Consider the following 22,606-nt stretch of genomic DNA (forward strand, 5'->3'; position numbering starts at 1 on the left):
CACCCCCCCCGGGGGCGGCGCCCCCCGAGCGTGTCAGGGCGCCGGCGCCCCCTCGGGCGGCGGTCGGGCCCGTCAGGTCACCCGGCCGCCCGGCTCTGCGCCCGCTGCCCCGCGACCGGGGCCCACTTGTCGACCAGCCCGGGGTTGCGGCGCAGCCAGCCGCGCACGGCGTCCTGCTCCTTGCCCTTGCCGGCCTTCTGGATCTCCGCCTCCAGGCCGGTGAGCTGCTTCTCGGTCATCGAGAAGTCCTTCAGCCAGCGGCCGACCTCGGGGTTGTCGGCGGCGAAGCCCTTGCGGGCGAGGGTGTGCACCCCGTCGCCCTTGCCCCAGGCGCCCTCGGGGTCCCGGAGCTTCTTCAGCTTGTAGTCGTTGTACGCCCAGTGCGGCGACCACAGGGTGACGACGACCGGCTGCTTCCTGGCGTAGGCGCGCTTGAGCTCGGCCAGCATGGCCGGGGTGGAGCCGTCGACCACGTCGTAGTCGCCCTGGAGGCCGTACGCCTTGAGCACCTTGCTCTTGAGCAGGCCCATCTCGCCCGCGCTGGGCTCGATGCCGATGATCTTCCCGCCGAACTCCGAGGCGTGGTCCTTCAGGTCCGCCAGGGAGTTCACGTCCTTCACGTAGGACGGCACGGACAGCTCCAGCGAGGTGGGACCGAACCACGAGCCGAGGTCGTCGAGCTGCTTGCCGTACTTCTTCCAGTACTCGGCGTGCGTGGTGGGCAGCCAGGAGTCGGTCTCGAAGTCCAGCTGGCCGGCGGCGAGGCCGGTGTAGAGGGGGCCGGCGGCGTACTGGCTGGTGGTCACCTTGAAGCCGCGCTCCTCCAGCAGCTCCTTCCACAGGAAGGTGGAGGCGATGCCCTCGTCCCAGGGGATGTAGCCGATCCTGACCTCCTTGCCCTTGCCGACGTTCGTGCCGGAGGCCTCGGAGCTGCTGCCGGAGGAGCCGAAGATGCCGAGGCCGCCCGCGGCGAGGGCGAGGACGACCACGCCCACCACGGCGACGGCCGGGCGTGGACGATGGGCCCACGCGCGCGCGGGGGCCTTCGCGGCGGCCCTGCGGCCCAGCGGGGACAGCTGGGTGCCGAGCGCGCCGGTGACGCGGTCCAGGTAGATCGCGAGGACGACGATGCCGACGCCCGCCTCGAAGCCGTAACCGATGTCGAGCTGGCCGATGGCCTCGTTGACGGCGCCGCCGAGGCCGCCGGTGCCGACCATGCCGGCGATCACGACCATGGACAGGCCCAGCATGATCACCTGGTTGACGCCGGCCATGATGGTGGGCAGGGCGAGCGGCAGCTGGACCCGCCACAGCACGTCACGCGGGGTGGTGCCGAACGCCTCCGCGGCCTCCACCAGTTCGGCGTCGACCTGGCGGATGCCCAGCTCGGTCATGCGGACGCCGGGGGCGAGCGCGAAGATCAGGGTGGCGACGACACCGGCGGCCGTGCCGAGGCCGAAGAAGAGCATGGCCGGGATCAGCAGGACCATCGACGGCATCGTCTGCAGCAGGTCCAGCACGGGCCGTACGGCCGCGCTGACCGCCTTGGACCGGGCCGCCCAGACGCCCAGCGGCAGGGAGATCACCAGGGCGATCACGGTCGCCACGAGCACCAGGGCGAGGGTGGACATCGCCCGGTCCCACAGCTCCAGCGAGTCGACGAGGGCGAATCCGGCGAAGGCGAGGATGCCCGCGAGCAGGCCGCGCAGCCACCAGGCGACGACGGCGAGGATGCCGGCCATCAGCAGCGGCTGGGGGGCGGCGAGCACGGCGTCGATGCCGTCGTACATGCCCTCCATGACCGCCTTGATGGCGTCGAAGAGCCAGGAGAGGTGGTCGACCAGCCAGTTCACACCGGAGTCGACCCAGTCGCCGAGGGGCAGCCTAGGCACCGGAGAGCACCTTCTTCCGGCCGTCGCGGCACGCCGTGGGTTCGCCCGCCTCGTCGCCGAGGAAGCCGACCAGGCGCTGCCGGGGCACCACCCCGACGAGGGTGCGGCCGGCGTCGAGGACGGCGACCGGGTGGGACACCCGGGCGCTGATCGCGCACAGCTCGGTGAACGGCGTCGCGGGCGTCGCGGTCTCGCAGCCGCAGTCCGCCTCGTCACCGCGCAGTTCGGTGTCCATGACGGAGGCGGCGGTCAGCACGCGGGAACGGTCGACGTCCCGGATGAAGGAGGCGACGTAGTCGTCCGCGGGGCGCAGCAGGATGTCCTCGGCGGTGCCTATCTGGACGATCCGTCCGTCGCGCATGACGGCGATCCGGTCGCCGAGCCGCATCGCCTCGTTGAGATCGTGGGTGATGAAGACGATGGTCTTCCTCAGGGTCTTCTGCAGTTCCAGGAGCTGGTCCTGCATGTCGCGCCGGATCAGCGGGTCCAGGGCGCTGAAGGACTCGTCCATCAGCAGCAGATCGGCGTCGGTGGCCAGGGCGCGGGCCAGGCCGACGCGCTGCTGCATGCCGCCGGACAGCTCGTCGGGCCAGGACTTCTCCCACCCGGCCAGGCCGCACAGGGCGAGCGCCTCGTCGGCGCGGCGTGCGCGCTCGGCGCGGGGCACGCCCTGCACTTCCAGGCCGTAGGCGGCGTTCTCGCGGACGCTGCGGTGCGGGAAGAGCGCGAAGTGCTGGAAGACCATGCTGATCTTCCTGGAGCGCAGCTCGCGCAGACCGCGGGCGGAGAGCGCGGTCAGGTCCTCGCCGTCGAAGCGCACGGTGCCCGCGGTGGGCTCCAGCAGCCCGTTGAGCGTGCGCAGGAGGGTGGACTTGCCGGAGCCGGACAGCCCCATGACGACGAAGATCTCGCCCGCCTCGACGCGGAAGGAGGCGTCGATGACGGCGGCGGTGGTCCCGTCGGCGCGCAGTTCCTCCCGGTCGGCGCCTCGCCGCAGTCGTTCCACTGCTTGGTCCGGTCGTCTGCCGAACACCTTGAACAGGTGCTCCGCCTCAAGCCTCGCTTGCACGCGTACCTCACGTCTCAGGGACAGGGACAGGAGACGAGGGGCCGGCCGGCAAGGTGACAGAAGGCGACCGGCCTCGTTCCGGGGCGGCGCCTCCCCAGGTCGGGCCGAGGCAAACCCACACGTGCCCGGGCTCACGGCGATGCGCAGCGCGCAACGCGTTCCAGCGGCGAGAAACACCGTGCTCCGGCACGAACGGTCCCGGAACGGTCCCGGAACTACGACGCGAAAGGGACACCGTGCTCGGGCACGAACGGTCCCGGAACTACGAGGCGAAAGGGACACCGTGCTCGGGCACGAACGGTCCTGGAACTACGAGGCGAAAGGGACGCCGTGCTCCGGCACGACCGGTCCCGAAGCTCCGACGCAGAGGGACACCGTCCTCCGGCACGAATGATCGCCGTGCCCGCGCGCGAAAGGTCACTGTCGGTGCCGTGCGGCATGATGCGGGCGTGACCGGACGACTGATGCTCCTCGACACCGCCTCGCTGTACTTCCGCGCCTATTTCGGCGTGCCGGACTCCGTGAAGGCACCGGACGGCACGCCCGTGAACGCCGTGCGCGGGCTGCTGGACTTCATCGACCGGCTGGTCAAGGACCACCGGCCGGACGAGCTGGTGGCCTGCATGGACGCCGACTGGCGGCCGCAGTGGCGGGTGGACCTCATCCCCACCTACAAGGCGCACCGGGTCGCCGAGGAGCACACGGGCGCCCCCGACGAGGAGCAGGTGCCGGACACGCTCTCCCCGCAGGTGCCGGTGATCGAGGAGGTGCTGGACGCGCTCGGGATCGCGCGCGTCGGGGTCGCCGGGTACGAGGCGGACGACGTGATCGGCACGTTCACCGCGCGCGCGGACGGCCCGGTGGATATCGTCACCGGCGACCGCGACCTCTACCAGCTGGTGGACGACGCCCGCGGGATCCGTGTGCTGTACCCGCTCAAGGGCGTCGGCACCCTGCAGCTGACCGACGAGGCCGTACTGCGCGGGAAGTATGGGGTCGACGGGCGCGGGTACGCGGACCTGGCGCTGCTGCGCGGCGACCCCAGCGACGGCCTGCCGGGCGTGGCCGGGATCGGCGAGAAGACGGCCGCCAAACTGCTCGCCGAGTTCGGTGACCTGGCCGGGATCATGGCAGCGGTCGACGACCCGCGGGCCCCGCTCACGCCGTCGCAGCGCAAGCGGCTCACCGAGGCCGGGCCGTACCTCGCGGTCGCGCCGAAGGTGGTGCGGGTCGCCGGCGACGTACCGCTGCCCGACGTCGACACCGCCGTGCCGCACGCGCCGCGCGATCCGGCGGCGCTGGAGGAGCTGGCGAGGCGGTGGGGACTGGGCGGCTCGCTGCAGCGGCTGCTGGGCACGCTGGCCGGGCGGCCTTGACGGGAATTTTGCGGTAGGGGCACTCGTCAAGTGACCGGGAGAGAGGTGCCGATGCGGAACAGGATGCTAACTTAGGTAAACCTAACCAATTCGCAGGAGGCCGTGATGGCAGAGCGCCCCGGACGAAAGCCGCGCAAGGCCCACACCGCCCAGGTGGTGCGGACCGAACGGCTCACCCCGCACATGCAGCGCGTGGTGCTCGGTGGCGAGGGCCTGGCCGGATTCACGGCGGACACCTGCACCGACCACTATGTGAAGCTGCTGTTCGGCCCTCAGGGCGTGACCTACCCGGTCCCCTTCGACCTGGAGCGGATCCGGGCCGAGTTCCCGCGCGAGCAGTGGCCGGTGACCCGGACGTACACCGTGCGCGCCTGGAACCCGCAACGCCGCGAGCTGACCCTGGACTTCGTCATCCACGGCGACGAGGGCCTGGCCGGACCGTGGGCCCTCCGCGCCCGGCCCGGCGAGGAGGTCCACTTCGTGGGTCCCGGTGGTGCCTACGCGCCCGATCCGGAGGCCGACTGGCATCTGCTCGCCGGTGACGAGAGCGCGCTGCCCGCGATCGCCCGCGCCCTGGAGGCGCTGCCGGCCGGTGCCCGCGCGCACGCCTTCGTCGAGGTGTCGGGCCCCGAGGAGGAGCAGAAGATCGACTCCGAGGTGCAGGTCTCGTGGCTGCACCGCGGTGACCGGCCGGTCGGCGAGGCCCTGCTGGAGGCCGTCCGCGCGCTGGACTTCCCCGAGGGGCGGTTGCACGCCTTCGTGCACGGCGAGGCGAGCTTCGTGAAGGAACTGCGCCGCCTGCTCCGCGTCGAACTGCAGACCCCGCGCGAGGACCTGTCCATCTCCGGCTACTGGCGCCTCGGTCACAACGAGGACGGCTGGCAGGCCTCCAAGCGGGACTGGAACGCCCGCATCGAGGCCGAGCAGGAGAGCGGCGCACAGGCCGCCTGACCACGCCGGTGCGGCGGCACCCGGTTGGAGCGGCCGCCTCCCGCGCAACGGGGCCGCCCCCGGCCGGAAGCCACCATCACCCCCGCCGGAACGCAGCCGCCCCGGCCGGAAGCCACCATCACCCCCGGCGCGAGAAGCCACCGCCGCCTCTCCGCACCGGGACGCTCCCGGGGCATGGCCGGCTTCCCGCGCGGTCACCGCCGTCAGGGCGCCGTCTCGTTGATCTTGCCGAACGGGATGTGCACGCTGGGCGTGGTCCTGGACGTGCTCTCCAGATGGGCCACCTGGTCGTCGAAGAAGATGTGCGGGTTCAGCACCTTCATGACCGCGCCCTTGTCTATGCCGCCGAGGAAGAAGGCGTCGTCGACCCGGACACCCCACTCCTTCAGGCTCCGCACGGCACGCTCGTGCGCGGGTGCGTTGCGCGCGGTCACGATGGACACGTGGACGCGCCTGTCGTAGCCCGGGTGGCTCACGCGCCGCTCCTCCTCGCGCCGTTGTATCCGGTTCACGCCGGCGAGGAAGTCGCGCAGCGGTCCGGGGTCGTGCGGGGTCGCCGCGTTCCGTGCCTCGTGCGCGCGGAACTCCGCCAGCCCGCCGGACTGGTACACCCGTTCCGCGGCGTCACCGGCGAGCACTCCGTCGAAGTCGAAGGCGATCCGCAGATCCGGGTCGGCCGGGTCGTCCGCGTACGCCGAACCGAGCACGTGCCCGGCCGGCAGCCCGGCGGCGACTGCCTCCCGCACGTCACGCTCGTCGGCGGACAGGAACAGGGACATGTTCAGCGCCGTCATGAACGGGTACGGCGAACGCCCCTGACGGAAGATGGCCCGGCTGATGGGCAGTCCGTGGGTCTGGATCGACCGCATCACCCTGAGGCCCGTGTCGGGGTCGTTGCGGGAGAGCATGATGACCTCGACGAGGGGGTCGTCGGGCTCGCTCAGGTCGTTCAGGGACAGCAGCCGCCGCAGGAAGGCGAAGGCGGTCCCCGGACGGAGCGTGTCGTCCAGGTGCTCTTCCTGGTAGGCCCGGTATGCCTCTTCGCCCTGTTCCCGGAAGACCGCGTCCGACTCCCGCAGATCGAACAGGGCGCTGGAGGCGACACCGATGACGAGTCGGTCGGCTAGCTCGAAGGCCGGCATACGGTGGCACCTCGGTACGGCGGGAATCGGCCCGCCATCATGTCACGGCTGCCGGCCACCGCCCCCGGCGCAGCCGAATCGATCACCGGGGTGCCCTCACGCCGGCGGCACTCGATCACCGCGGCGCACTCACGCCGGCGGCACTCGACCACCGGGGCGCTCCCGCGGCCGTGCGGCTCGATCACCGCGGCGCCGCCCGCGGCCGGACCGCTCAGTCGCCGTTCACGCGTGCGTGGAAGTGCATGTCGTGCCAGCCGTCCGGGTGGAGCAGGGCGCTGCGCTTGGTGCCCTCCGTCGCGAAGCCGGCCTTGACGGCGACCCGGCAGGAGGCCTCGTTGGCGGTGGCGTGGAAGAGTTCGAGGCGGTGGAAGCCGATCTCCTCGAGCGCCCAGCGGCTCAGCGTGATCGTGGCCCGCACCGCGACGCCCCGGCCGCGCGCCCGCGCCACCGTCCAGTAGGCGACCTCGGCGACCCCGTCACCGAGCAGCATCTGCCGCAGTGCGACCCGGCCCACCAGTTCACCGCCGGCCTCGTCCGCCACGGCCCACTGGGCCTCGCGCTCACCCTCCCACCCCGTCTGCCACCGCGCGATCCAGCCGGCGGCCTCCTCCTCGGAGTCGCAGGTCCTGAGGTGCCACTGGTTCAGCGCCGGGTCCTGGAAGGCGGCGTGGACGGCGGACGCGTCCTCGGCCCGCCAGGGGCGCAGGAGCAGGCCGTCACCGGTGGGGAGGACGGGCTGCGGCGTGCGGGCGAGGGCTCCGGGGGTCAGCACGGGGCTGATGAGAAACGGCATGATCGGCATACTGCCGCGTGCGGGGCCGGCACCACGTCCGTTTCCGCCCTCGTACCCTGGATCCGGTGAGACGCCGTATCCCGCCCCCGCCCGCCCCGCTCCCCCAGCGCGACGGTGTGGACCCCGTGCGGATCCGGCTGCCCGTGGGCGGGGCGGGGGCCACCGTGCGGGAGTACCTGGTGCAGCGGCTCACGGGGGCCGGTCCCGGCACGATCGAGGGCATGTTCGACGCGGGGCTGATCGTCGGGGCCGACGGCCGGCCGGTGGCGCCGGACGCGCCGTACGCGCCGGGGACCTACGTGTGGTTCCACCGGGAACTGCCCGCCGAGGTGCCGGTGCCCTTCCCGATCGAGGTGGTGTACCGGGACGAGCACATCGTGGTGGCCGACAAACCGCACTTCCTGGCCACGACCCCGCGCGGCACGCATGTCGCCGAGACCGCGCTGGCCCGGCTGCGGCGCGAACTGGGCATCCCGACGCTGACGGCGGCGCACCGGCTGGACCGGCTGACCGCGGGACTGGTGCTGTTCACGGTGCGGCCCGCGGAACGCGGCGCGTACCAGACGCTGTTCAGCGACCGGCTGGTGCGCAAGGAGTACGAGGCGATCGCGCCGTACGACCCCTCGCTCGACCTCCCCCGGACCGTGCGCAGCAGGATCGTGAAGGAGCGCGGGGTGCAGGCCGCTCGGGAGACCGAGGGCGAGCCGAACGCCGAGACCTACGTGGAACTCGCCGGACACCGGGACGGACTGGGCCGTTACCGGCTCGTCCCGGCGACCGGGCAGACCCATCAGCTGCGGGTCCACCTGAGCGCGCTCGGCGTGCCCATCCTCGGCGATCCGCTGTATCCGGAGGTGACCGGCCCGGTGCCGGCCGGTGACTTCACGCGTCCGCTGCAACTGCTCGCGCGGAGGCTGGAGTTCACCGATCCGGTCACCGGGGCGGAGCACACGCTCGTCAGCGGGCGCGTGCTGCGGGCCTGGTCGTCGTACGGCACCTGGGCCTGCGGGGACCAGTCTCCGGTCACTCGCCGCGCCACCAGCGCAGCAGGCGACGCCAGGCGCCCCGGGGCGTGGCCGGCTCCGGAGGCGTGAGGGCGGGTTCGGGGACCGGCGCAGGCTGCGGCGCGGCCGCCGGTGCGGGCGGCTCGGCGGGCGCCGTGGTCACCTGCCAGTTGGCGCGCTGCTGAGGCAGCGGCATGGACCTCGGCGGCAGGTCGACGTCCTGCTGCGGCTTGGGTTCGAACCGCACGGGCAGGGCGACCAGGTGCCGGGAGGCGATGGACGCCCGCCAGTGCAGCTGCTCCTCCGGGCAGTCGAGCCGGATGTCGGGCAGCCGGGTCAGCAGGGCGTCGACACCGACGTCGGCGATGGCGCGGCCGATGTCCTGGCCGGGGCACTCGTGCGGGCCGCCGCCGAAGGCCAGGTGGGAGCGGTTGCCCTGCATGCCGGCCGACAGGTCCGGGCGGATGCGCGGGTCGAGGTTGCCCGGCGCCGGGGCGAACAGCAGCCCGTCGCCCTTGCGGATGTGCCGGCCGCCCAGCTCGGTGTCCTGCTTGGCGTAGTAGCCGAAGACGGTGCTGAACGGCGGCTCGTCCCACAGGGACTGCTCGATCGCCTCCGGCACCGTCATCTGGCCGCCGTTGAGCTGGGCCCGGAAACCGGGCTCGGTGAGGACCATGCGCAGCGCGTTGGCGAGCAGGTTGGCGGTGGCCTCGTAGGCCGCGAAGAGGACGAGGCGCAGATGTTCGCGTACCTCGTCGTCGGAGAGCCCGGCCGGGTGGGTGATGAGGTGACTGGTGAAGTCGTCCTCGGGCCGGTGGCGGCGCCGGGTGGTGAGCCGGCTGAGCGCGTCCATGACGTAGGTGTGGCTCTGGATGGCGGTCTCGGTGCCCTTCAGGGCGTCCCGGGCGGCCTGCACCATCCGGTCGTCGTACTCCTCGGGCATGCCGAGGATCTCGCACATGACGGCCATCGGCAGGTGCTCGGCGAACTGGGAGACCAGGTCCGCCCCGCCCCGCTCGCAGAAGCTGTTGACCAGGCCCTGGGTGTAGCGGCCGATGTGCCGGCGGACGCTGCGGTGGTCGATGGTCGACATGGCCGCGGTGACGGCGGCCCGCAGCCGCTGGTGCTCGTCGCCCTCGGCATGGGAGCAGATGGGCTGCCAGGCGATGTGCGGCATGAGCGGGTGGTCGGGCTTGACGGTGCCGTCCAGCAGCGGGGACCAGATGCGGCTGTCGCGGGTGTACTGCGAGGGGCTGCGCACCAGCTGCAGGTTCTCGGCGTGCCCGAGCACCACCCACATGGGGACGTCGTCGTGCAGCAGGACGGGGGCCACGGAACCGTACTGGTCGCGCAGCCGCTCGTAGAGGCTGCCGAGGTCCTCGGCGGCGGAGCCGTAGAGCCGGTGCAGTCCCCCGGGGCCCAGGCCGTGCGCCGGGCAGTCCGGCGGCGGTCCGGAGGTGGGGTCTGTGCCGGTGAGGGACGAGGGTTCAGGCGTCACGGTGATCGCTCCGGAGACGGATGGCGTGGGGGTCGTCGGGTGGGGTCAGGTGAGGGCGCCGGACAGGGCGAGGGAGTGCAGGAAGCGCATGAGGGTCATCAGCACGTCCTTGCTGGAGGCCCGGCGGCGCACGTCGCAGTCCATGATCGGGATGTCCGGGGCGAGGTCCAGGGCGATGCGCAGTTCCTCGACCGGGTAACGGGGGGCGTCGGGAAAGGTGTTGACGGCGACGACGAACGGCACGCCGCGTTCCTCCAGCCGGCCCATGACGTCGAAGCTGACTTCCAGGCGCCGGGTGTCGACCAGGACGACCGCGCCGAGTGCGCCCTCGAACAGGCCGTTCCACAGGAACCAGAATCGCTCCTGCCCGGGGGTGCCGAACAGGTAGAGCACCAGCTGGTCGGTGATGCTGATGCGGCCGAAGTCCATGGCCACGGTGGTGGCCGTCTTGGAGTCGGACCCGTAGTTGTCGTCCACGCCGATGCCGGCCTGGGTCATGGTCTCCTCGGTGGTCAGCGGGCGGATCTCGCTGACGGAGCCGACCATGGTGGTCTTGCCGACGCCGAAGCCGCCCACGATCACGATCTTCACCGCCGCCTGGGCCGTGAGCGGCAGGTGGTCCTCGGCGCGTGGGCCGGGGAGGGTGTCAGAGCCGTTGAAGTCCATGCATCACCGCTTCGAGGAGTGAACGGTCGGGAAGCGCCTGGCGGACGATCGAGGCGCGCGCCTGCACCAGTTCGGCCGCGATCAGCTCGGTGATCAGTACGGTCGTCGCACTGAACGGCAGTTGCAGATAGGCCGACAGTTCGGCCACGGAGAGCGGGGCGGCGGAGAGCCGGAGCACCGCCGCCTGCTCGGGTGAGGCGGCCGGCGGCGGCGTGGAACGCGCCACGATCAATGTCACGAGGTCGAGTTCGGCCCGGCCGCCGTCGGCGGACCCGGCGATGGTGTAGAGGCGTTCGGGGTTCCTGGGCGGCGCCTCGGCGTTCTCCGCTTTCGGGGGCGGCGCGGGCGGGGCCGGCTCCTGCCGGGCCTGGCGCCGGTTGCGTCGTGGAGGAGTCATACGGTCTGCCCGTTCCTCCGGGGCGGACTGGTGAGGTGGGCGCCGATCCGGACGACGAGGTCGCGCATCATGCCGCTCATCCGGCCGGGCTCGCAGGTCACGTCGGCGAGCACGGCGAGGTAGGCGTTGGCGCCGGCGTTCATGAGGTAGAAGTAGCCGCCCTCGATCTCGATGACGACGACCTTCATGTCACCGGCGCCGGGGATCTCCTGGATGATGGCACCGGCCAGACTCTGCACGCCCGCGCAGGCGGCGGCCACCCGGTCCGCGGCGTCGGGGTCGCCGCCGTAGCGGGCGATGCGCAGCCCGTCGGCGGACAGCACCACGATCATCTCGATGCCCGGCACGCCGTCGTTCAGCTGCTTGAGCATCCAGTCCAGGTTCGCTCGCTGCTGGATCACTTGAGGTTCCCCTCGTCGTCGCCCTCGGCGGGGCCGTCCGAATCGTTGAGCAGATGGAGGTACTTGGTCGGATTCAGCGTGAAGTCGGTCAGTTCGGACGCGGTGGCGCCCTCGGGCATGCCCTCCCTCAGGCCGTCCCAGAAGGCTTCCATCCACATGCCCGGCGGCCGCTCCAGGAGCTTCTTGCGCTCGGGGTCGACCTCGGGCTCGGGTTCCGGCTCGGACCTGGTCTGGGACCAGATCGTCGGCCTGCCCTCACGCTCGGCGCGCTCGATGGCGGCCTGTTCCGCATAACGCTGGCTCAGCGGCGTCTTCACCCGGCTGCGGCGCTGCGGCAGGCCGCCCGCGGTCCACTCGGTGACCTCGGGGACGTCGTCCTCCATGGAGATGCCGGCGGGGATCTTGGGACTGGTGGGGCGGCGCTTCTTGGGCGGCCGCTTCGGGCCCTCGACGGCGCCGAGTTCGGGCTGCGGCACGCCGGTGGCACCGATGCCGTGCGCGGCGCCGACGCCGGGCTCGGTGGTGGTCATGACGCGCGGGACGATGAGGATCGCGCGGACCCCGCCGTAGGCAGAGGCGCGCAGCGAGACCTCCATGTCGAAGTGCTTGCAGAGCCGGCCGACGACGGCCAGGCCGAGACGCGGGTTCTCGCCGAGGTTCTGCGCGTCGTCTCCGTTCTTCGCGTCCTCGATCATCTGCTCGATGCGGGCGCGGGACTCCTCGCTCAGGCTGACGCCGGCGTCCTCGATCTCGATGGCGATGCCGGCCTGCACCTCGGAGGCGGTGACGTGCACCTTGTTCGAGGGCGGCGAGTAGCGGGTGGCGTTGTCGAGGAGTTCGGCGGCGGCGTGGATGACCGGCTCGACGGCGGTGCCCTTGATGTTGATGTTGACGATCGAGCTCAGCTCGATGCGGCGGTACTCCAGGATGCGGGACATGGCGCCCCGCAGCACGCTGTAGAGGGAGACCGGCAGGGGCCACTGGCGGCCGGGGCGGCCGCCGCCGAGGACGGAGATGGTGTCGGCGAGCCGGCCGATCAGCGAGGTGCCGTGGTCGAGCCGGAGCAGGTCGTCGAAGACCTCGGGGTTGCGGCCGTGGTCCTCCTCCATCTCCCGCAGTTCCTTGGCCTGCTGGTGGACGATGGCCTGCACGCGGCGGGCGATGCTCACGAAGGAGCGCTCGGTCGCGTCGCGCATCGAGATCTCGTGGTCGGCGCCGCGCAGCGCGACACGGAACATCTCGCGGTACGACTCGTGCAGCCCGCGCAGTTCCGGGTCCACGTCGTAGACGTTGCGCAGCACGTCCCGCAGCGGTTCTCCGGCGCGCAGCCGGAGCAGACCGGTGGGCAGGATGTCGACGGCGAAGCGGGTGATCAGCTCGTCCTGGGCGGCGAGCCGCTGTTCCAGGTACGCGGTGTGACGGGCGTGGTCGGCCTGCGCCTCGCTGAGCCTGCGGCCGCGGCGGGCGGCTTCCGCGCCGGTGGCGAGGACCAGCAGCACGGCCAGCACCCCGCACAGGCCGACGGCGAGCCGGGCCGCCGCCGGTACCAGGGCCACGGCGGCTCCGCCGGCGGCGGCCATCACCATGGCCGGCGGCAACACGACGCGCGCATAGGGACGTTCACGGCCGCCGGGAGGCTTCTGAACACTCACCATGGATGCCTTCTGAGACGAATCGGCTGGGTGTCGGGGGGGCTTGCGGGGGGAAGGTTCATGAAACGACGGGATCTTCCGTATGTTTGGGAACAGACGCACGAATTCATCTCAACTCGGTGCGCCGCGGGCGAGCTTAGTCCGACCGGATCATCGCCGTGTCATATTCGGCAAGCACCTGAATCCGCCCCGCGACTGCGTTACGCTCGGCCCCATTTGCACACTGGGCTGCCATGCGCACACGTTCGGTGACGGCGTACTGATGTGCGAAGGCCGTTCACCGTGAAGGGTGAAAAACGGCTCGGACCCGGGTGACGCGCGGCACCGTCTCGGCCGGGACGCACGTCAACTCCGGCACGCGGGCCGGTGGTTGGCGAACTCCCGAACGGCGGGCGGTGGTTGCCGAACTCCCGGACGAGAGGCGGTGGTTGCGTGACCCTCCTGACGGGGGCGGCGGTTGCGTGACCCTCCCGACGGGGGCGGCGGTTGCGGGCGCGCCGGTGTGCGAGGCACGAGCCGCCCGGACGGGCCGACGCGGGCCCTCACCCCGAGCTTTCAACCCCGGACTTCACGCCAGGGTCGGCACAGGGACGTCAGCGGCGCGACCGCGCACGTCCCCCATCCGGTGGATTCCCTCGGCGGCGGGTCGACGCGGGCGGTAAGGCTCCAGCGGTACCGCTCCCGCGGGTACGAGGCGGGTGCTCGGGGAGCGCGCGGGTACGAGACGGGCGCTGGGAGAGCACGCGCGTACGTCCCGGGCACTGGGCGAGCGCGCGAGTACGCCCCGGACACTGGGCGTGCACGCGGGTACGCCCCGGGCACTGGGCGAGCGCGCGAGGACGCCCCGGGTGCTCGGCGATCCGAAGACACCCCCGCGCCACCGCGCCCGCGATACGGCGCGGGCGCTCGCCGGGCCGGCCACGTGTCCCGGGGCGGGGGCTGCCACGTGACGGGAACCGGCACGCACCCGCGCCCCGCCGGACGGCGGTTCAGCCCACGGACGAGTAGGCGACGACGCCCCGCAGCAGCTGGTCCACGGCCTTGCGGGCCGTCTTGGCCACGGTCGACCCCTCGATCGGGGCGGCCGCCGAGATCTGCCCCAGGACGTCGATCACCTGCTTGGACCAGCGCACGAAGTCGCCCGCGGGCATCTCCGCCTCGCGCAGCACCTCGTCGAGGCCCTTCCCGGACGCCCACATGTACGCGGACCAGGCGAACCCGAGATCCGGCTCCCGCTGGCCGACCCCCTCGGTCTGGTTGATCCGGAAGTCCTCTTCCAGCGCGTCGAGCCGGCCCCAGATCCGGACCATCTCACCGAGTGCGGCCTTCGCCTTGCCCGAGGGCAGCTTGGGCGCCATGGCATCGTCGCCGACCCGGGACTCGTACACCAAAGCCGAGACGCAGGCGGCCAGTTCGGCGGGGGCGAGGCCTTCCCAGACGCCCTCGCGCAGGCATTCGCTGGCCAGCAGGTCGAGTTCGCCGTAGAGCCGGGCGAGCCGCTTGCCGTGCTCGGTGACCTCGTCACCGCGCAGGTAGTCCATCTCGGTCAGCAGCGCCACGATCCGGTCGAAGGTCCGCGCGATGGTGTTCGTACGGCCCTCGATCCGGCGCTCCAGCTGCGAGGTGTCGCGCAGCAGCCGGTGGTAGCGCTCGGCCCAACGGGCGTGGTCCTCACGGTCGTCGCAGCCGTGGCACGGGTGTGCCCGGATCGCGGTGCGCAGCCGGGCGATCTCGCGGTCGTCGGCGGCCTGCGACCGCTTCTTGCGCGCTCGCTCCGGCGGGATGTGCCCGGCCTTGGTGCGCAGCGCCGAGGCGAGGTCGCGGCGGGACTGCGGCGAACGCGCGTTGAAGTTCTTCGGGATCCGCATCCGGTCCAGCGGCTCCACCGGCACCGGGAAGTCCATCGACGCCAGCCGCTTGACCTGCCGCTCGGCGGTCAGCACCAGCGGGCGCGGACCGTCCTGGTGGTCGAAGCCGCGGTGGCCGTTGGACCGGCCGGCCGGGATACCGGGGTCGAGGACCAGCGCGAGCCCCGCGTACTTGCCCGTCGGCACGTGGATGACGTCACCCGGCTTCAGCTTCTCCAACGCGACGGCGGCCTCGGCACGCCGCTCGGTCGCGCCCTGCCGGGCCAGCTCGGTCTCGCGGTCCTTCAGTTCGCGGCGCAGCCGCGCGTACTCCTCGAAGTCGCCGAGGTGGCAGGTCATGGAGGCCTTGTAGCCCTCCAGGCCCTCCTCGTTGCGCTGCACCTGGCGCGAGATCCCGACGACCGACTTGTCCGCCTGGAACTGTGCGAACGAGGTCTCCAGCAGCTCGCGCGAGCGGTGCCGGCCGAACTGCTCGACCAGGTTGACCGCCATGTTGTACGAAGGCTTGAAGCTGGAGCGCAGCGGATAGGTGCGGGTGCCCGCGAGACCGGCCAGGTGCTCGGGGCTCATACCGCGCTGCCACAGCACGACGGCGTGGCCCTCGACGTCGATTCCCCGGCGGCCGGCCCGGCCCGTCAGCTGCGTGTACTCGCCCGGCGTGATGTCGGCGTGCTGCTCGCCGTTCCACTTGACGAGCTTCTCCAGCACCACCGAGCGGGCGGGCATGTTGATGCCGAGCGCGAGGGTCTCGGTCGCGAACACGGCCTTGACCAGGCCGCGCACGAACAGCTCCTCGACGACCTCCTTGAAGGTCGGCAGCATGCCCGCGTGGTGGGCGGCGATGCCCCGCTCCAGGCCCTCCAGCCACTCGTAGTAGCCGAGGACGTGCAGATCCTCCGTCGGGATGGAGGCGGTGCGCTCCTCGACCAGGGCGCGGACCTCCTCCCGCGCCTCCTCGTCGTTGAGCCTCAGTCCCGCGGCCAGACACTGCTGGACGGCGGCCTCGCAGGCGGCCCGGCTGAAGATGAAGGTGATGGCGGGCAGCAGGCCCTCGGCGTCGAGCCGCTCGATGACCTCCGGCCGGCCCGGCGTCCACACCCGCGACCGCTGCCTGCGCTCGCGCTCCCGGTCGGCCTCCCGCATCGCCCGGCCGCGCCGCCGGTCCTGGTACGACGGCCGGGTGGCCTCCATGCGGGCCAGCCGGGCGAGGTCGGGGTTGACGGCCTTCTTGTGGCCCTCGCCCTCCTCGAACAGGTCGTACATCCGGCGCCCGGCGAGCACGTGCTGGAACAGCGGCACCGGCCGGTGCTCGGAGACGATCACCTCGGTGTCGCCGCGGACGGTGTCCAGCCAGTCACCGAACTCCTCGGCGTTGGACACGGTCGCGGACAGTGACACCAGCGTCACCGACTCGGGCAGGTGGATGATCACTTCCTCCCACACCGCGCCGCGGAAGCGGTCGGAGAGGTAGTGCACCTCGTCCATGACCACGTAGCCGAGGCCGAGGAGGGTCTGCGAGCCCGCGTACAGCATGTTCCGCAGGACCTCGGTGGTCATCACGACCACCGGGGCGTCGGAGTTCACACTGTTGTCGCCGGTGAGCAGGCCGACCTTGTCCGCGCCGTAGCGGCGGCACAGGTCGGCGTACTTCTGGTTCGACAGCGCCTTGATGGGGGTCGTGTAGAAACACTTCTTGCCCTGCGCGAGGGCGAGGTGGACGGCGAACTCGCCCACGATCGTCTTGCCCGAGCCGGTCGGGGCGGCCACGAGCACGCCCTTGCCGGCCTCGAGTGCCTTGCAGGCCTCGATCTGGAAGGGGTCGAGGCCGAAGTCGTACATCTCGCGGAAGGACGCGAGCGCGGTGGCCTGCTCGGCTGCCCGCCTGCGGGCTGCCGCGTACCGCTCGGCCGGTGAGAGGTCCTCTGTCATCGTGCTTTCGAGCGTACCGGGCCGCACCGACAACAGGACGATCATTATCCGGAACGTGGGCGGATCAAGAGAACCACGTGGTCGGATCAAGAGAACACGCATGCCCCCGTCCCGGCGGGACGGGGGCATCGCACAGCGGCTCGGCGCCGGATCAGGTCACGTCGTCGTAGCCGTTGACCCGGTCCGTGCTCGTCTGCTCGGGCAGTGCACGGGCGGCCGGCACGGGCTCGATCTCGCCGATGTCCTCGGGCGTGAGGTCCAGCTCGGACGCCTCGTCGTCGCCGGGGCCCTGCGCCTCGCGGCGGGCCCGGCGCCGGTCGTTGATCAGCGCGATGGCCACGGCGAGGAAGTACAGCGCCCAGATCGGCGCCGCCAGCGCCAGCATCGTCATCGGGTCGGGGCTCGGCGTGGCCACCGCGGCGAAGACGGTGATACCGACGACCATGGCCCGCCACCAGCCGAGCATGCGCCGTCCGGACAGCACCCCGGTGAGATTGAGCATGACCAGCAGCAGCGGCATCTCGAAGGCGAGGCCGAAGACGACGATCATGCGGGTGATGAGATCCAGCAGGTCGTCCAGCGGCAACAGGTTCTCGGCACCCTGGGGCGTGAGGCCGATCATGACCTTCGCCGTGGTGGGCAGGACGTGGAACGCGAGGTAGCCGCCGCCGAGGAAGAGCGGGAAACCGAAGCCGACGAAGCCGTAGGCGTACTTCTTCTCGCTGCGGTGCAGGCCCGGCGCGACGAAGGCCCACAGCTGGTAGAGCCAGACCGGCGACGCCAGCACGACGCCGGCCATCAGCGCGACCTTCAGGGCCAGCGTGAACGGCGCCAGCAGGCCGCTGATGGTGATGTGCGCACAGCGGACGTTCTTGACGTCGGCCAGCTCCCCGAAGGACTGGTGGCAGCCGATCTCGTCGAGCATCGGCCGGGTGATGACGTCGATGATGTCCCGGTAGAAGAAGGCCGCGACGATCGTGACGACAAGGATCGCCAGAACACCCTTCGCGAGCCGGTTGCGCAGCTCACGCAAGTGATCCGCGAGCGGCATCCGCCCCTCGGAATCCCTCTCCTTTTTGCGGGCAGACTTGAGCAACCCACATCCTCATCTCGTACAGAGGACCGGACGCCCCGGTCCTCGCGTCAGCGCTGGGTCGTGTCCGTCGGCTCGTTGACCGGGCGGGAACTGGCGACGTCGCCGGGAGCGGCCTGGATCGTGCGCTGAGCGGCGGCGGGCTCCTCGGCGGGGTGGGCGTCGGCGGGCTGCTTGCCGTCGTCCTTCATCGCCTTCGCCTCGCTCTTGAGAATGCGAGCGGACTTGCCCAGCGAGCGCGCCATGTCCGGCAGCTTCTTGGAACCGAACACGAGGAGGATCACCACAACGAGGATCAGCAGGTGCCACGGCTCAAGTCCGTTGCGGAACATAAATCTTCACCTTCTCATCGAGGCGGGCATGTCCGACAGGCCGGACACTCGTCCGAATCTCATGCTGGCTGCGATCGTAACGCCTGGGGATGAACGCGGAACAATCCCCGGGCGTACTCCTGCTCCGCGGACCGCGCCTCGTTCTCGGGCCGCGACCAGCAGCGTACCTGGCCGGGTGGGGAAGGTGACAGGGCGAAGTGACGGACAGCGCACGCTGGACGGTACGCGCGGGCCCGCCCGGGGCCGCGCTCAGAGGGCGTCCGCGGAGCGGGCCGCGCTCACGGCCGCCCGCTCCAGATCCTCGGCCGCCCTGGTGATACGGCGTCCGGAGTCCGCGACCTGCAGCCCGAGGCGGCGCGCCTCCAGGAAGACCCGGACGGCGAGCACCCCCAGCACGGCGAGACCCAGGAAACCCACGGCAACCGCGAACATCGGCCAGAACATGACGCCGAGCCTAGACCGTCCCACGGGGCGCGGCGCAGCCGACTACGCCGTGGAGTGCAGCCGCAGCGTCCGCACCCCGCCACCGGTGAGCAGCTCGACGATGCGCTCACCGGCCGGCTTGCGGACCGCGGCGCCGCACTCGGGACAGGTGAAGGAGTAGAACGTCGTACGGCTGCTGGCGCCGATGGCCAGGCGCAGGGCGCTCGCGCCCAGTTCGAAGCGGCCCCGGCAGTCCGGGCACCCGGCCCGGAACACCACGGGGGCCACTCTCCGCATCCCCGCGAAGGCGGCCGCCACCGTCATCTCGCCCGCACCGGACACCAAAGACTCGCTCACAGCCCTCGCCCCTCGCATTCTGGTCGTTCCCCTCGCCGCGCTGCGGCCGCCGCGCCTCACCGCCGCCCTGCGCGCCCCTCGCCCGGCTCCTCGCCGGCCGGCCGCGCCGCCACCGGCGCGTCGTACGCCGCCAGGGCCTCGCGGGCCGCCCGGCGGGCACTGTCGGCCAGCTCGGACGGGGAGACGATCCTGCCGTCGCGGCCCAGCCGCAGCGCCAGCCGGCGCAGCGAGGCCGGATCCGGCGTACGCAGAGTGATACGCAGCCCCCCGTCGGGAAGCTCATCGGCGCTGTCGTGCGGGTAGTACTCGGCGACCCAGCGGCCGCCCGGCCCGACCTCCACGACGACCTCCGGATCCTCGGCGGCCGGCTGCACCAGGGCCTCGGACAGGTCGCGCAGCTCCATCTCGGGCGGCGCGGACGGCTCGTCGAGGATCCTGATCTCCGCGACCCGGTCGAGCCGGAACGTGCGCCGTGCCTCGGAGCGGCGGCACCAGGCCTCGACGTAGGTGTGACCCACGCTGACCAGGCGAATGGGGTCGATCTCCCGCTCGGTGACCTCGTCACGGGCCGGGGAGTAGTACCGGATCCACAGCCGGCGGCGCTCGGAGATCGCCCGGTCGACGTCGGCGAAGACCCCGCCCTCGGACTCGAAGGTCACCGACAGGCGGGCACTGGAGACGGCCGCCTCACCGGCCGCCGTCTCCACCTTGGCGGTGGCCCGCAGCAGGGCCTGCCGGTCGCTCTCCCGCAGGCCCGGCAGGGTCGCCACCGCACGGGCCGCCACCAGCAGCGCGGTCGCCTCGTCCGCGGCCAGCCGGAGCGGTTCGGCCGCGTCCTCGCCGAGCGCGGCCGGGTTGTGCCACCAGATGCGCTCGCCGTCGGTGTCGATGTCCAGCAGATCGCCGCCGCGGAAGCTGGTGCCGCACATGGGCAGCACGTCGAGATCGCCGACCAGCTCGTCCTGGGTGATGCCGAAGGCGCGCGCCACGTCCGCGATGCGGGCGCCGGGACGCTCCCGGAGGTAGGTCACCAAGGACAGCATCCGCCGCGTCTGGTCGATGGCGTTCACGGGCCTGGCCGGTTTGCCTGCCACAGTCCTGCTCCCCCTCAGCCCTTGGCCACGGCACGCAGCCGGTCCACCACGTCCGCGCGCAGCTCGGCCGGCTCCAGCACCACCACGTCCGGCCCGAACTCCACCAGCCAGGCGTCCAGACCGTGCCCGTACGGAATCTCCAACTCGTCCCAGCCGTCACCGAGTTCCCGGACCTTGGTGGCCTTCGCCCGAAGGGGGTAACCGGCACCGGAGCGCAGCCGGATCAGCGCCGAGCGGTCGGCGATCTCACCGGCCCAGCTCGCCACGGTCTCCCGCACGGTGACGACGTCCGGCACGGAGGCGGTGAAGCCCGTGCCACGGGAACGGACCCTGCCGGTGATCCGGGACAGCCGGAACACGCGCTCGGCACCCCGGTCGCGGTCGAACCCGGCCAGGTACCAGTGACCGCGCCAGCACTCCAGCGCCCACGGCTCGACGTGCCGGGGCTCGGGACGGGCCGCGGACGCCTTGCGGTACTCGAAGAGGACCGGGCGGCGGTCCCGGCAGGCCAGCATCAGCGGCTCGAAGGCCGCCTCGTGCACCGGAATGCGCGGCTCCAGAGCACTGTGCGCCCCGTACGGGTCGACGTCCTCGGGAAGTCCCGCGGCCCGCAGTTTCTGCAGGGCACCACTGGCCGCGCCGGCCAGCCGGGCCTGCTGCCACACCTTGGCCGCGAGGCCCAGGGCGGCGGCCTCCTCGGCGTCCAGGGTGATGGCCGGCAGCCGGTTGCTGTCGCGGCGCGCCAGGTAGCCGACCTCACCGTCCAGATTCTCGACGGTCTCGATCACCAGACCCAGCTCGCGCAGATCGTCCTTGTCCCGCTCGAACATCCGGTTGAAGGAGTCGTCACTCCCGGCTTCGAGGTAGGCCTCGACGGACTCGCGCAGCTCGCGCTTGCTGAGCGGCCGCCGCGTCCCGAGCAGACACAGCGCGAGGTTCATCAGCCGCTCGGCCTTGGCAATGGCCATCGACGCCCTTCGCCTTTCCTATGGTGCTTCCGACCGATGACCGTACCGCTCCTGGGTGGCCGGACAAAGCCGGAGCGAGGAAGGCGGTCCCGCCCGGTCAGCGGGGGACAAGGAAGAAGGGCCCGTGCACACGGCACGGGCCCTCTTCCGCCGGATCCGGTCAGCGCTTGGTCACGCCCACCAGGTCACAGACGAAGATCAGCGTCTCGCCCGGGGCGATACGGCCACCGGCGCCACGGTCGCCGTAGGCGAGGTGTGCGGGGATGGTCAGCTGGCGGCGGCCGCCGACCTTCATGCCCTGCACGCCGTTGTCCCAGCCCTGGATGACCTGGCCGACGCCGAGCTGGAAGTCCAGCGGGGTGCCGCGGTTCCAGGAGGCGTCGAACTCCTCGCCGGTGGAGAAGGCGACGCCCACGTAGTGGACCTTGACGAAGTCGCCGGCCTCGGCCTTCTCGCCGTCGCCCTCCCAGAGGTCCTTGATCTCGAGGTCAGCCGGGGGCTCGCCGCCCGGGAAGTCGATCTCGGGCTTCTCGATGCTCACGTCAAAAGCTCCTGCTTGTGTACGACACGAAACCAGCACAGTCTTTCATCCCGGCAGCTCTCCCGCCCGCCACGGGCGCCCCGCGCGCTACATGGCCGCCAGGATGTCCACCGTGAACACCAGCGTGGCGCCCTTCTTGATGACCCCGCCGCTCGGCGGGTTGTCGCCGTACCCCAGCTCGGGCGGCACCACGATCAGGACCCGGCTGCCGACCTTCTTGCCGGTCAGACCCTGCGCCAGACCCTTGACCGTCTGCTCCATCTGCTGGACCGAGAACTGGCTGAGCCGGCCCGAGCCGTAGGTCTGCTGGAAGGTCTTGCCGCTGTCCCAGACCAGGCCCTGGAACTGGCACAGCACCGTCTGGTCGGCCTTCACCGGCGCGCCGTCGCCCTCCAGCACATAGGCCGACACGAGCTTCGCCGGCGGGGCCGTCTTCGGCACCGTGACCTTGGGCGCCTTGCCGTCGGTGTTGGTGCCCACCTTCGGCAGCGCGGGGTCGCTCTGCGCGACCGGCTTGCCGTGGGCGGAACTCCTGGAGTTGAACGCCTCGATCAGGTCGATCACGAACACCAGCGTGTCGGTGCCCTTGATACCCGCCTGCGGCTGACCCGACTTGCCGTACCCGTAGGCGGGCGGCACCGCGATCTCGATCCGGCTGCCGACCTTCTTGCCCACCAGGGCATACCGCCAGCCGTCGATGATGGTGCCCTGGGCGAGCTGCATGAGCAGCGGCTGCCCACGGTCGTAGGAGTTGTCGAAGACCTTGCCCGTGCTCCAGATCTGGCCCAGGTAGTTCGCCTCGATGAAGTCGTTCTCCGCGACCGGGCGGCCCTTGCCCGCGATCAGCGTCTTCACCGCGAGGTTCTTCGACGGCTCCCCCGGCCCCTTGGCGATGGTCGGCTTCTCACCGAACTTCGTCCCCGCCGTGACCGCGGGCAGCGGCCCCTCCACGATCTTCGGCGGCGGCGCGCTCGACGGCGACGGCGAAGCGCCGGCCTTGCCGGAAGCGGACTTGTCGTCCCCGCATCCGGCGACAGTGACCAGACCTGCGGGAAGAGCGGCGAGGAGGAGTGAGCGTCGGCGCACGGAAGAGCCTCGTAATCGGTCGATCTTGTGGATGGCGTGCGCGCAACTCTACGGCGTGAGTCGGGCGCCGTACG

At 71.7% G+C, this 22,606-nt stretch carries 21 protein-coding genes; 3 read left to right on the plus strand and 18 right to left on the minus strand.

Annotated elements, in window-relative coordinates; translation table 11 throughout:
* Positions 1-77 precede the first annotated feature (77 nt).
* Complete coding sequence (locus tag ABVB68_RS22905) at positions 78-1,892, minus strand: ABC transporter permease/substrate binding protein (RefSeq protein ID WP_353602975.1); 1,815 nt, start codon at positions 1,890-1,892, stop codon at positions 78-80.
* Positions 1,885-2,961 (minus strand): quaternary amine ABC transporter ATP-binding protein, encoded by a 1,077-nt coding sequence (locus ABVB68_RS22910; RefSeq protein ID WP_353602976.1) that lies wholly within the window; start codon positions 2,959-2,961, stop codon positions 1,885-1,887. The genes ABVB68_RS22905 and ABVB68_RS22910 overlap by 8 nt, the downstream gene beginning before the upstream one ends.
* 449 nt (positions 2,962-3,410) lie before the next feature.
* Between ABVB68_RS22910 and ABVB68_RS22915 the strand changes: the two genes are divergently transcribed.
* Both ABVB68_RS22915 and ABVB68_RS22920 read left to right on the plus strand, forming a co-directional pair.
* On the plus strand, positions 3,411-4,337 hold the full coding sequence (locus tag ABVB68_RS22915; RefSeq protein ID WP_353602977.1) for a 5'-3' exonuclease: 927 nt from the start codon (positions 3,411-3,413) through the stop codon (positions 4,335-4,337).
* A 105-nt stretch (positions 4,338-4,442) separates the two neighbouring features.
* Positions 4,443-5,288, plus strand: a complete 846-nt coding sequence (locus tag ABVB68_RS22920) for a siderophore-interacting protein (protein ID WP_353602978.1) — start codon at positions 4,443-4,445, stop codon at positions 5,286-5,288.
* 203 nt (positions 5,289-5,491) lie between these two features.
* Here ABVB68_RS22920 and ABVB68_RS22925 read toward each other — a convergent pair whose 3' ends face one another.
* Positions 5,492-6,430, minus strand: coding sequence for a 5'-nucleotidase (locus ABVB68_RS22925; RefSeq protein WP_353602979.1), 939 nt, complete (start codon positions 6,428-6,430; stop codon positions 5,492-5,494).
* Between the two features lie 211 nt (positions 6,431-6,641).
* Entirely contained in the window at positions 6,642-7,223 is a 582-nt protein-coding gene (locus ABVB68_RS22930) for a GNAT family N-acetyltransferase (RefSeq protein ID WP_353602980.1), read from the minus strand.
* A 65-nt stretch (positions 7,224-7,288) separates the two neighbouring features.
* On the opposite strand from ABVB68_RS22930, the gene ABVB68_RS22935 reads away from it, so the two are divergent.
* Positions 7,289-8,317 (plus strand): RluA family pseudouridine synthase, encoded by a 1,029-nt coding sequence (locus ABVB68_RS22935; RefSeq protein ID WP_353602981.1) that lies wholly within the window; start codon positions 7,289-7,291, stop codon positions 8,315-8,317.
* On the opposite strand, the gene ABVB68_RS22940 is transcribed toward ABVB68_RS22935, so the two are convergent.
* From ABVB68_RS22940 to ABVB68_RS23005, 14 genes are all read right to left on the minus strand, one after another.
* Entirely contained in the window at positions 8,247-9,725 is a 1,479-nt protein-coding gene (locus ABVB68_RS22940; protein ID WP_353602982.1) for a cytochrome P450, read from the minus strand. The two genes, ABVB68_RS22935 and ABVB68_RS22940, sit on opposite strands and share 71 nt — an antisense overlap.
* A 45-nt stretch (positions 9,726-9,770) precedes the next feature.
* Positions 9,771-10,391, minus strand: coding sequence for a GTP-binding protein (locus tag ABVB68_RS22945; protein ID WP_353602983.1), 621 nt, complete (start codon positions 10,389-10,391; stop codon positions 9,771-9,773).
* On the minus strand, positions 10,372-10,788 hold the full coding sequence (locus ABVB68_RS22950; protein ID WP_353602984.1) for a DUF742 domain-containing protein: 417 nt from the start codon (positions 10,786-10,788) through the stop codon (positions 10,372-10,374). The genes ABVB68_RS22945 and ABVB68_RS22950 overlap by 20 nt, the downstream gene beginning before the upstream one ends.
* Positions 10,785-11,189, minus strand: coding sequence for a roadblock/LC7 domain-containing protein (locus ABVB68_RS22955; protein ID WP_073899668.1), 405 nt, complete (start codon positions 11,187-11,189; stop codon positions 10,785-10,787). The genes ABVB68_RS22950 and ABVB68_RS22955 overlap by 4 nt, the downstream gene beginning before the upstream one ends.
* Entirely contained in the window at positions 11,186-12,844 is a 1,659-nt protein-coding gene (locus ABVB68_RS22960) for an ATP-binding protein (protein ID WP_353602985.1), read from the minus strand. The genes ABVB68_RS22955 and ABVB68_RS22960 overlap by 4 nt, the downstream gene beginning before the upstream one ends.
* Positions 12,845-13,830: 986 nt before the next feature.
* Positions 13,831-16,683 (minus strand): DEAD/DEAH box helicase, encoded by a 2,853-nt coding sequence (locus ABVB68_RS22965; RefSeq protein ID WP_353602986.1) that lies wholly within the window; start codon positions 16,681-16,683, stop codon positions 13,831-13,833.
* A 106-nt stretch (positions 16,684-16,789) separates the two neighbouring features.
* Positions 16,790-17,734, minus strand: coding sequence for a twin-arginine translocase subunit TatC (tatC, locus tag ABVB68_RS22970; protein ID WP_353602987.1), 945 nt, complete (start codon positions 17,732-17,734; stop codon positions 16,790-16,792).
* A 47-nt stretch (positions 17,735-17,781) separates the two neighbouring features.
* On the minus strand, positions 17,782-18,063 hold the full coding sequence (gene tatA / locus ABVB68_RS22975; RefSeq protein WP_353602988.1) for a Sec-independent protein translocase subunit TatA: 282 nt from the start codon (positions 18,061-18,063) through the stop codon (positions 17,782-17,784).
* 249 nt (positions 18,064-18,312) lie between these two features.
* Positions 18,313-18,507 (minus strand): hypothetical protein, encoded by a 195-nt coding sequence (locus tag ABVB68_RS22980; RefSeq protein WP_353602989.1) that lies wholly within the window; start codon positions 18,505-18,507, stop codon positions 18,313-18,315.
* A gap of 42 nt (positions 18,508-18,549) precedes the next feature.
* The gene (locus tag ABVB68_RS22985) at positions 18,550-18,843 is read right to left on the minus strand and encodes a hypothetical protein (protein ID WP_353602990.1); all 294 of its coding nucleotides are present in this window, start codon (positions 18,841-18,843) and stop codon (positions 18,550-18,552) included.
* Between the two features lie 56 nt (positions 18,844-18,899).
* Complete coding sequence (locus ABVB68_RS22990) at positions 18,900-19,937, minus strand: helix-turn-helix transcriptional regulator (RefSeq protein ID WP_353602991.1); 1,038 nt, start codon at positions 19,935-19,937, stop codon at positions 18,900-18,902.
* A gap of 14 nt (positions 19,938-19,951) precedes the next feature.
* On the minus strand, positions 19,952-20,905 hold the full coding sequence (locus ABVB68_RS22995) for a helix-turn-helix transcriptional regulator (RefSeq protein WP_353602992.1): 954 nt from the start codon (positions 20,903-20,905) through the stop codon (positions 19,952-19,954).
* 160 nt (positions 20,906-21,065) lie between these two features.
* A complete protein-coding gene (locus tag ABVB68_RS23000) occupies positions 21,066-21,446 on the minus strand; it encodes an FKBP-type peptidyl-prolyl cis-trans isomerase (RefSeq protein WP_353602993.1) in 381 nt (126 codons plus the stop codon).
* An 87-nt stretch (positions 21,447-21,533) separates the two neighbouring features.
* Positions 21,534-22,532, minus strand: a complete 999-nt coding sequence (locus ABVB68_RS23005) for an FKBP-type peptidyl-prolyl cis-trans isomerase (RefSeq protein WP_353602994.1) — start codon at positions 22,530-22,532, stop codon at positions 21,534-21,536.
* Between the last annotated feature and the right edge of the window lie 74 nt (positions 22,533-22,606).

It is taken from the genome of Streptomyces sp. NPDC096012 (assembly GCF_040426375.1).
Classification (GTDB): domain Bacteria; phylum Actinomycetota; class Actinomycetes; order Streptomycetales; family Streptomycetaceae; genus Streptomyces.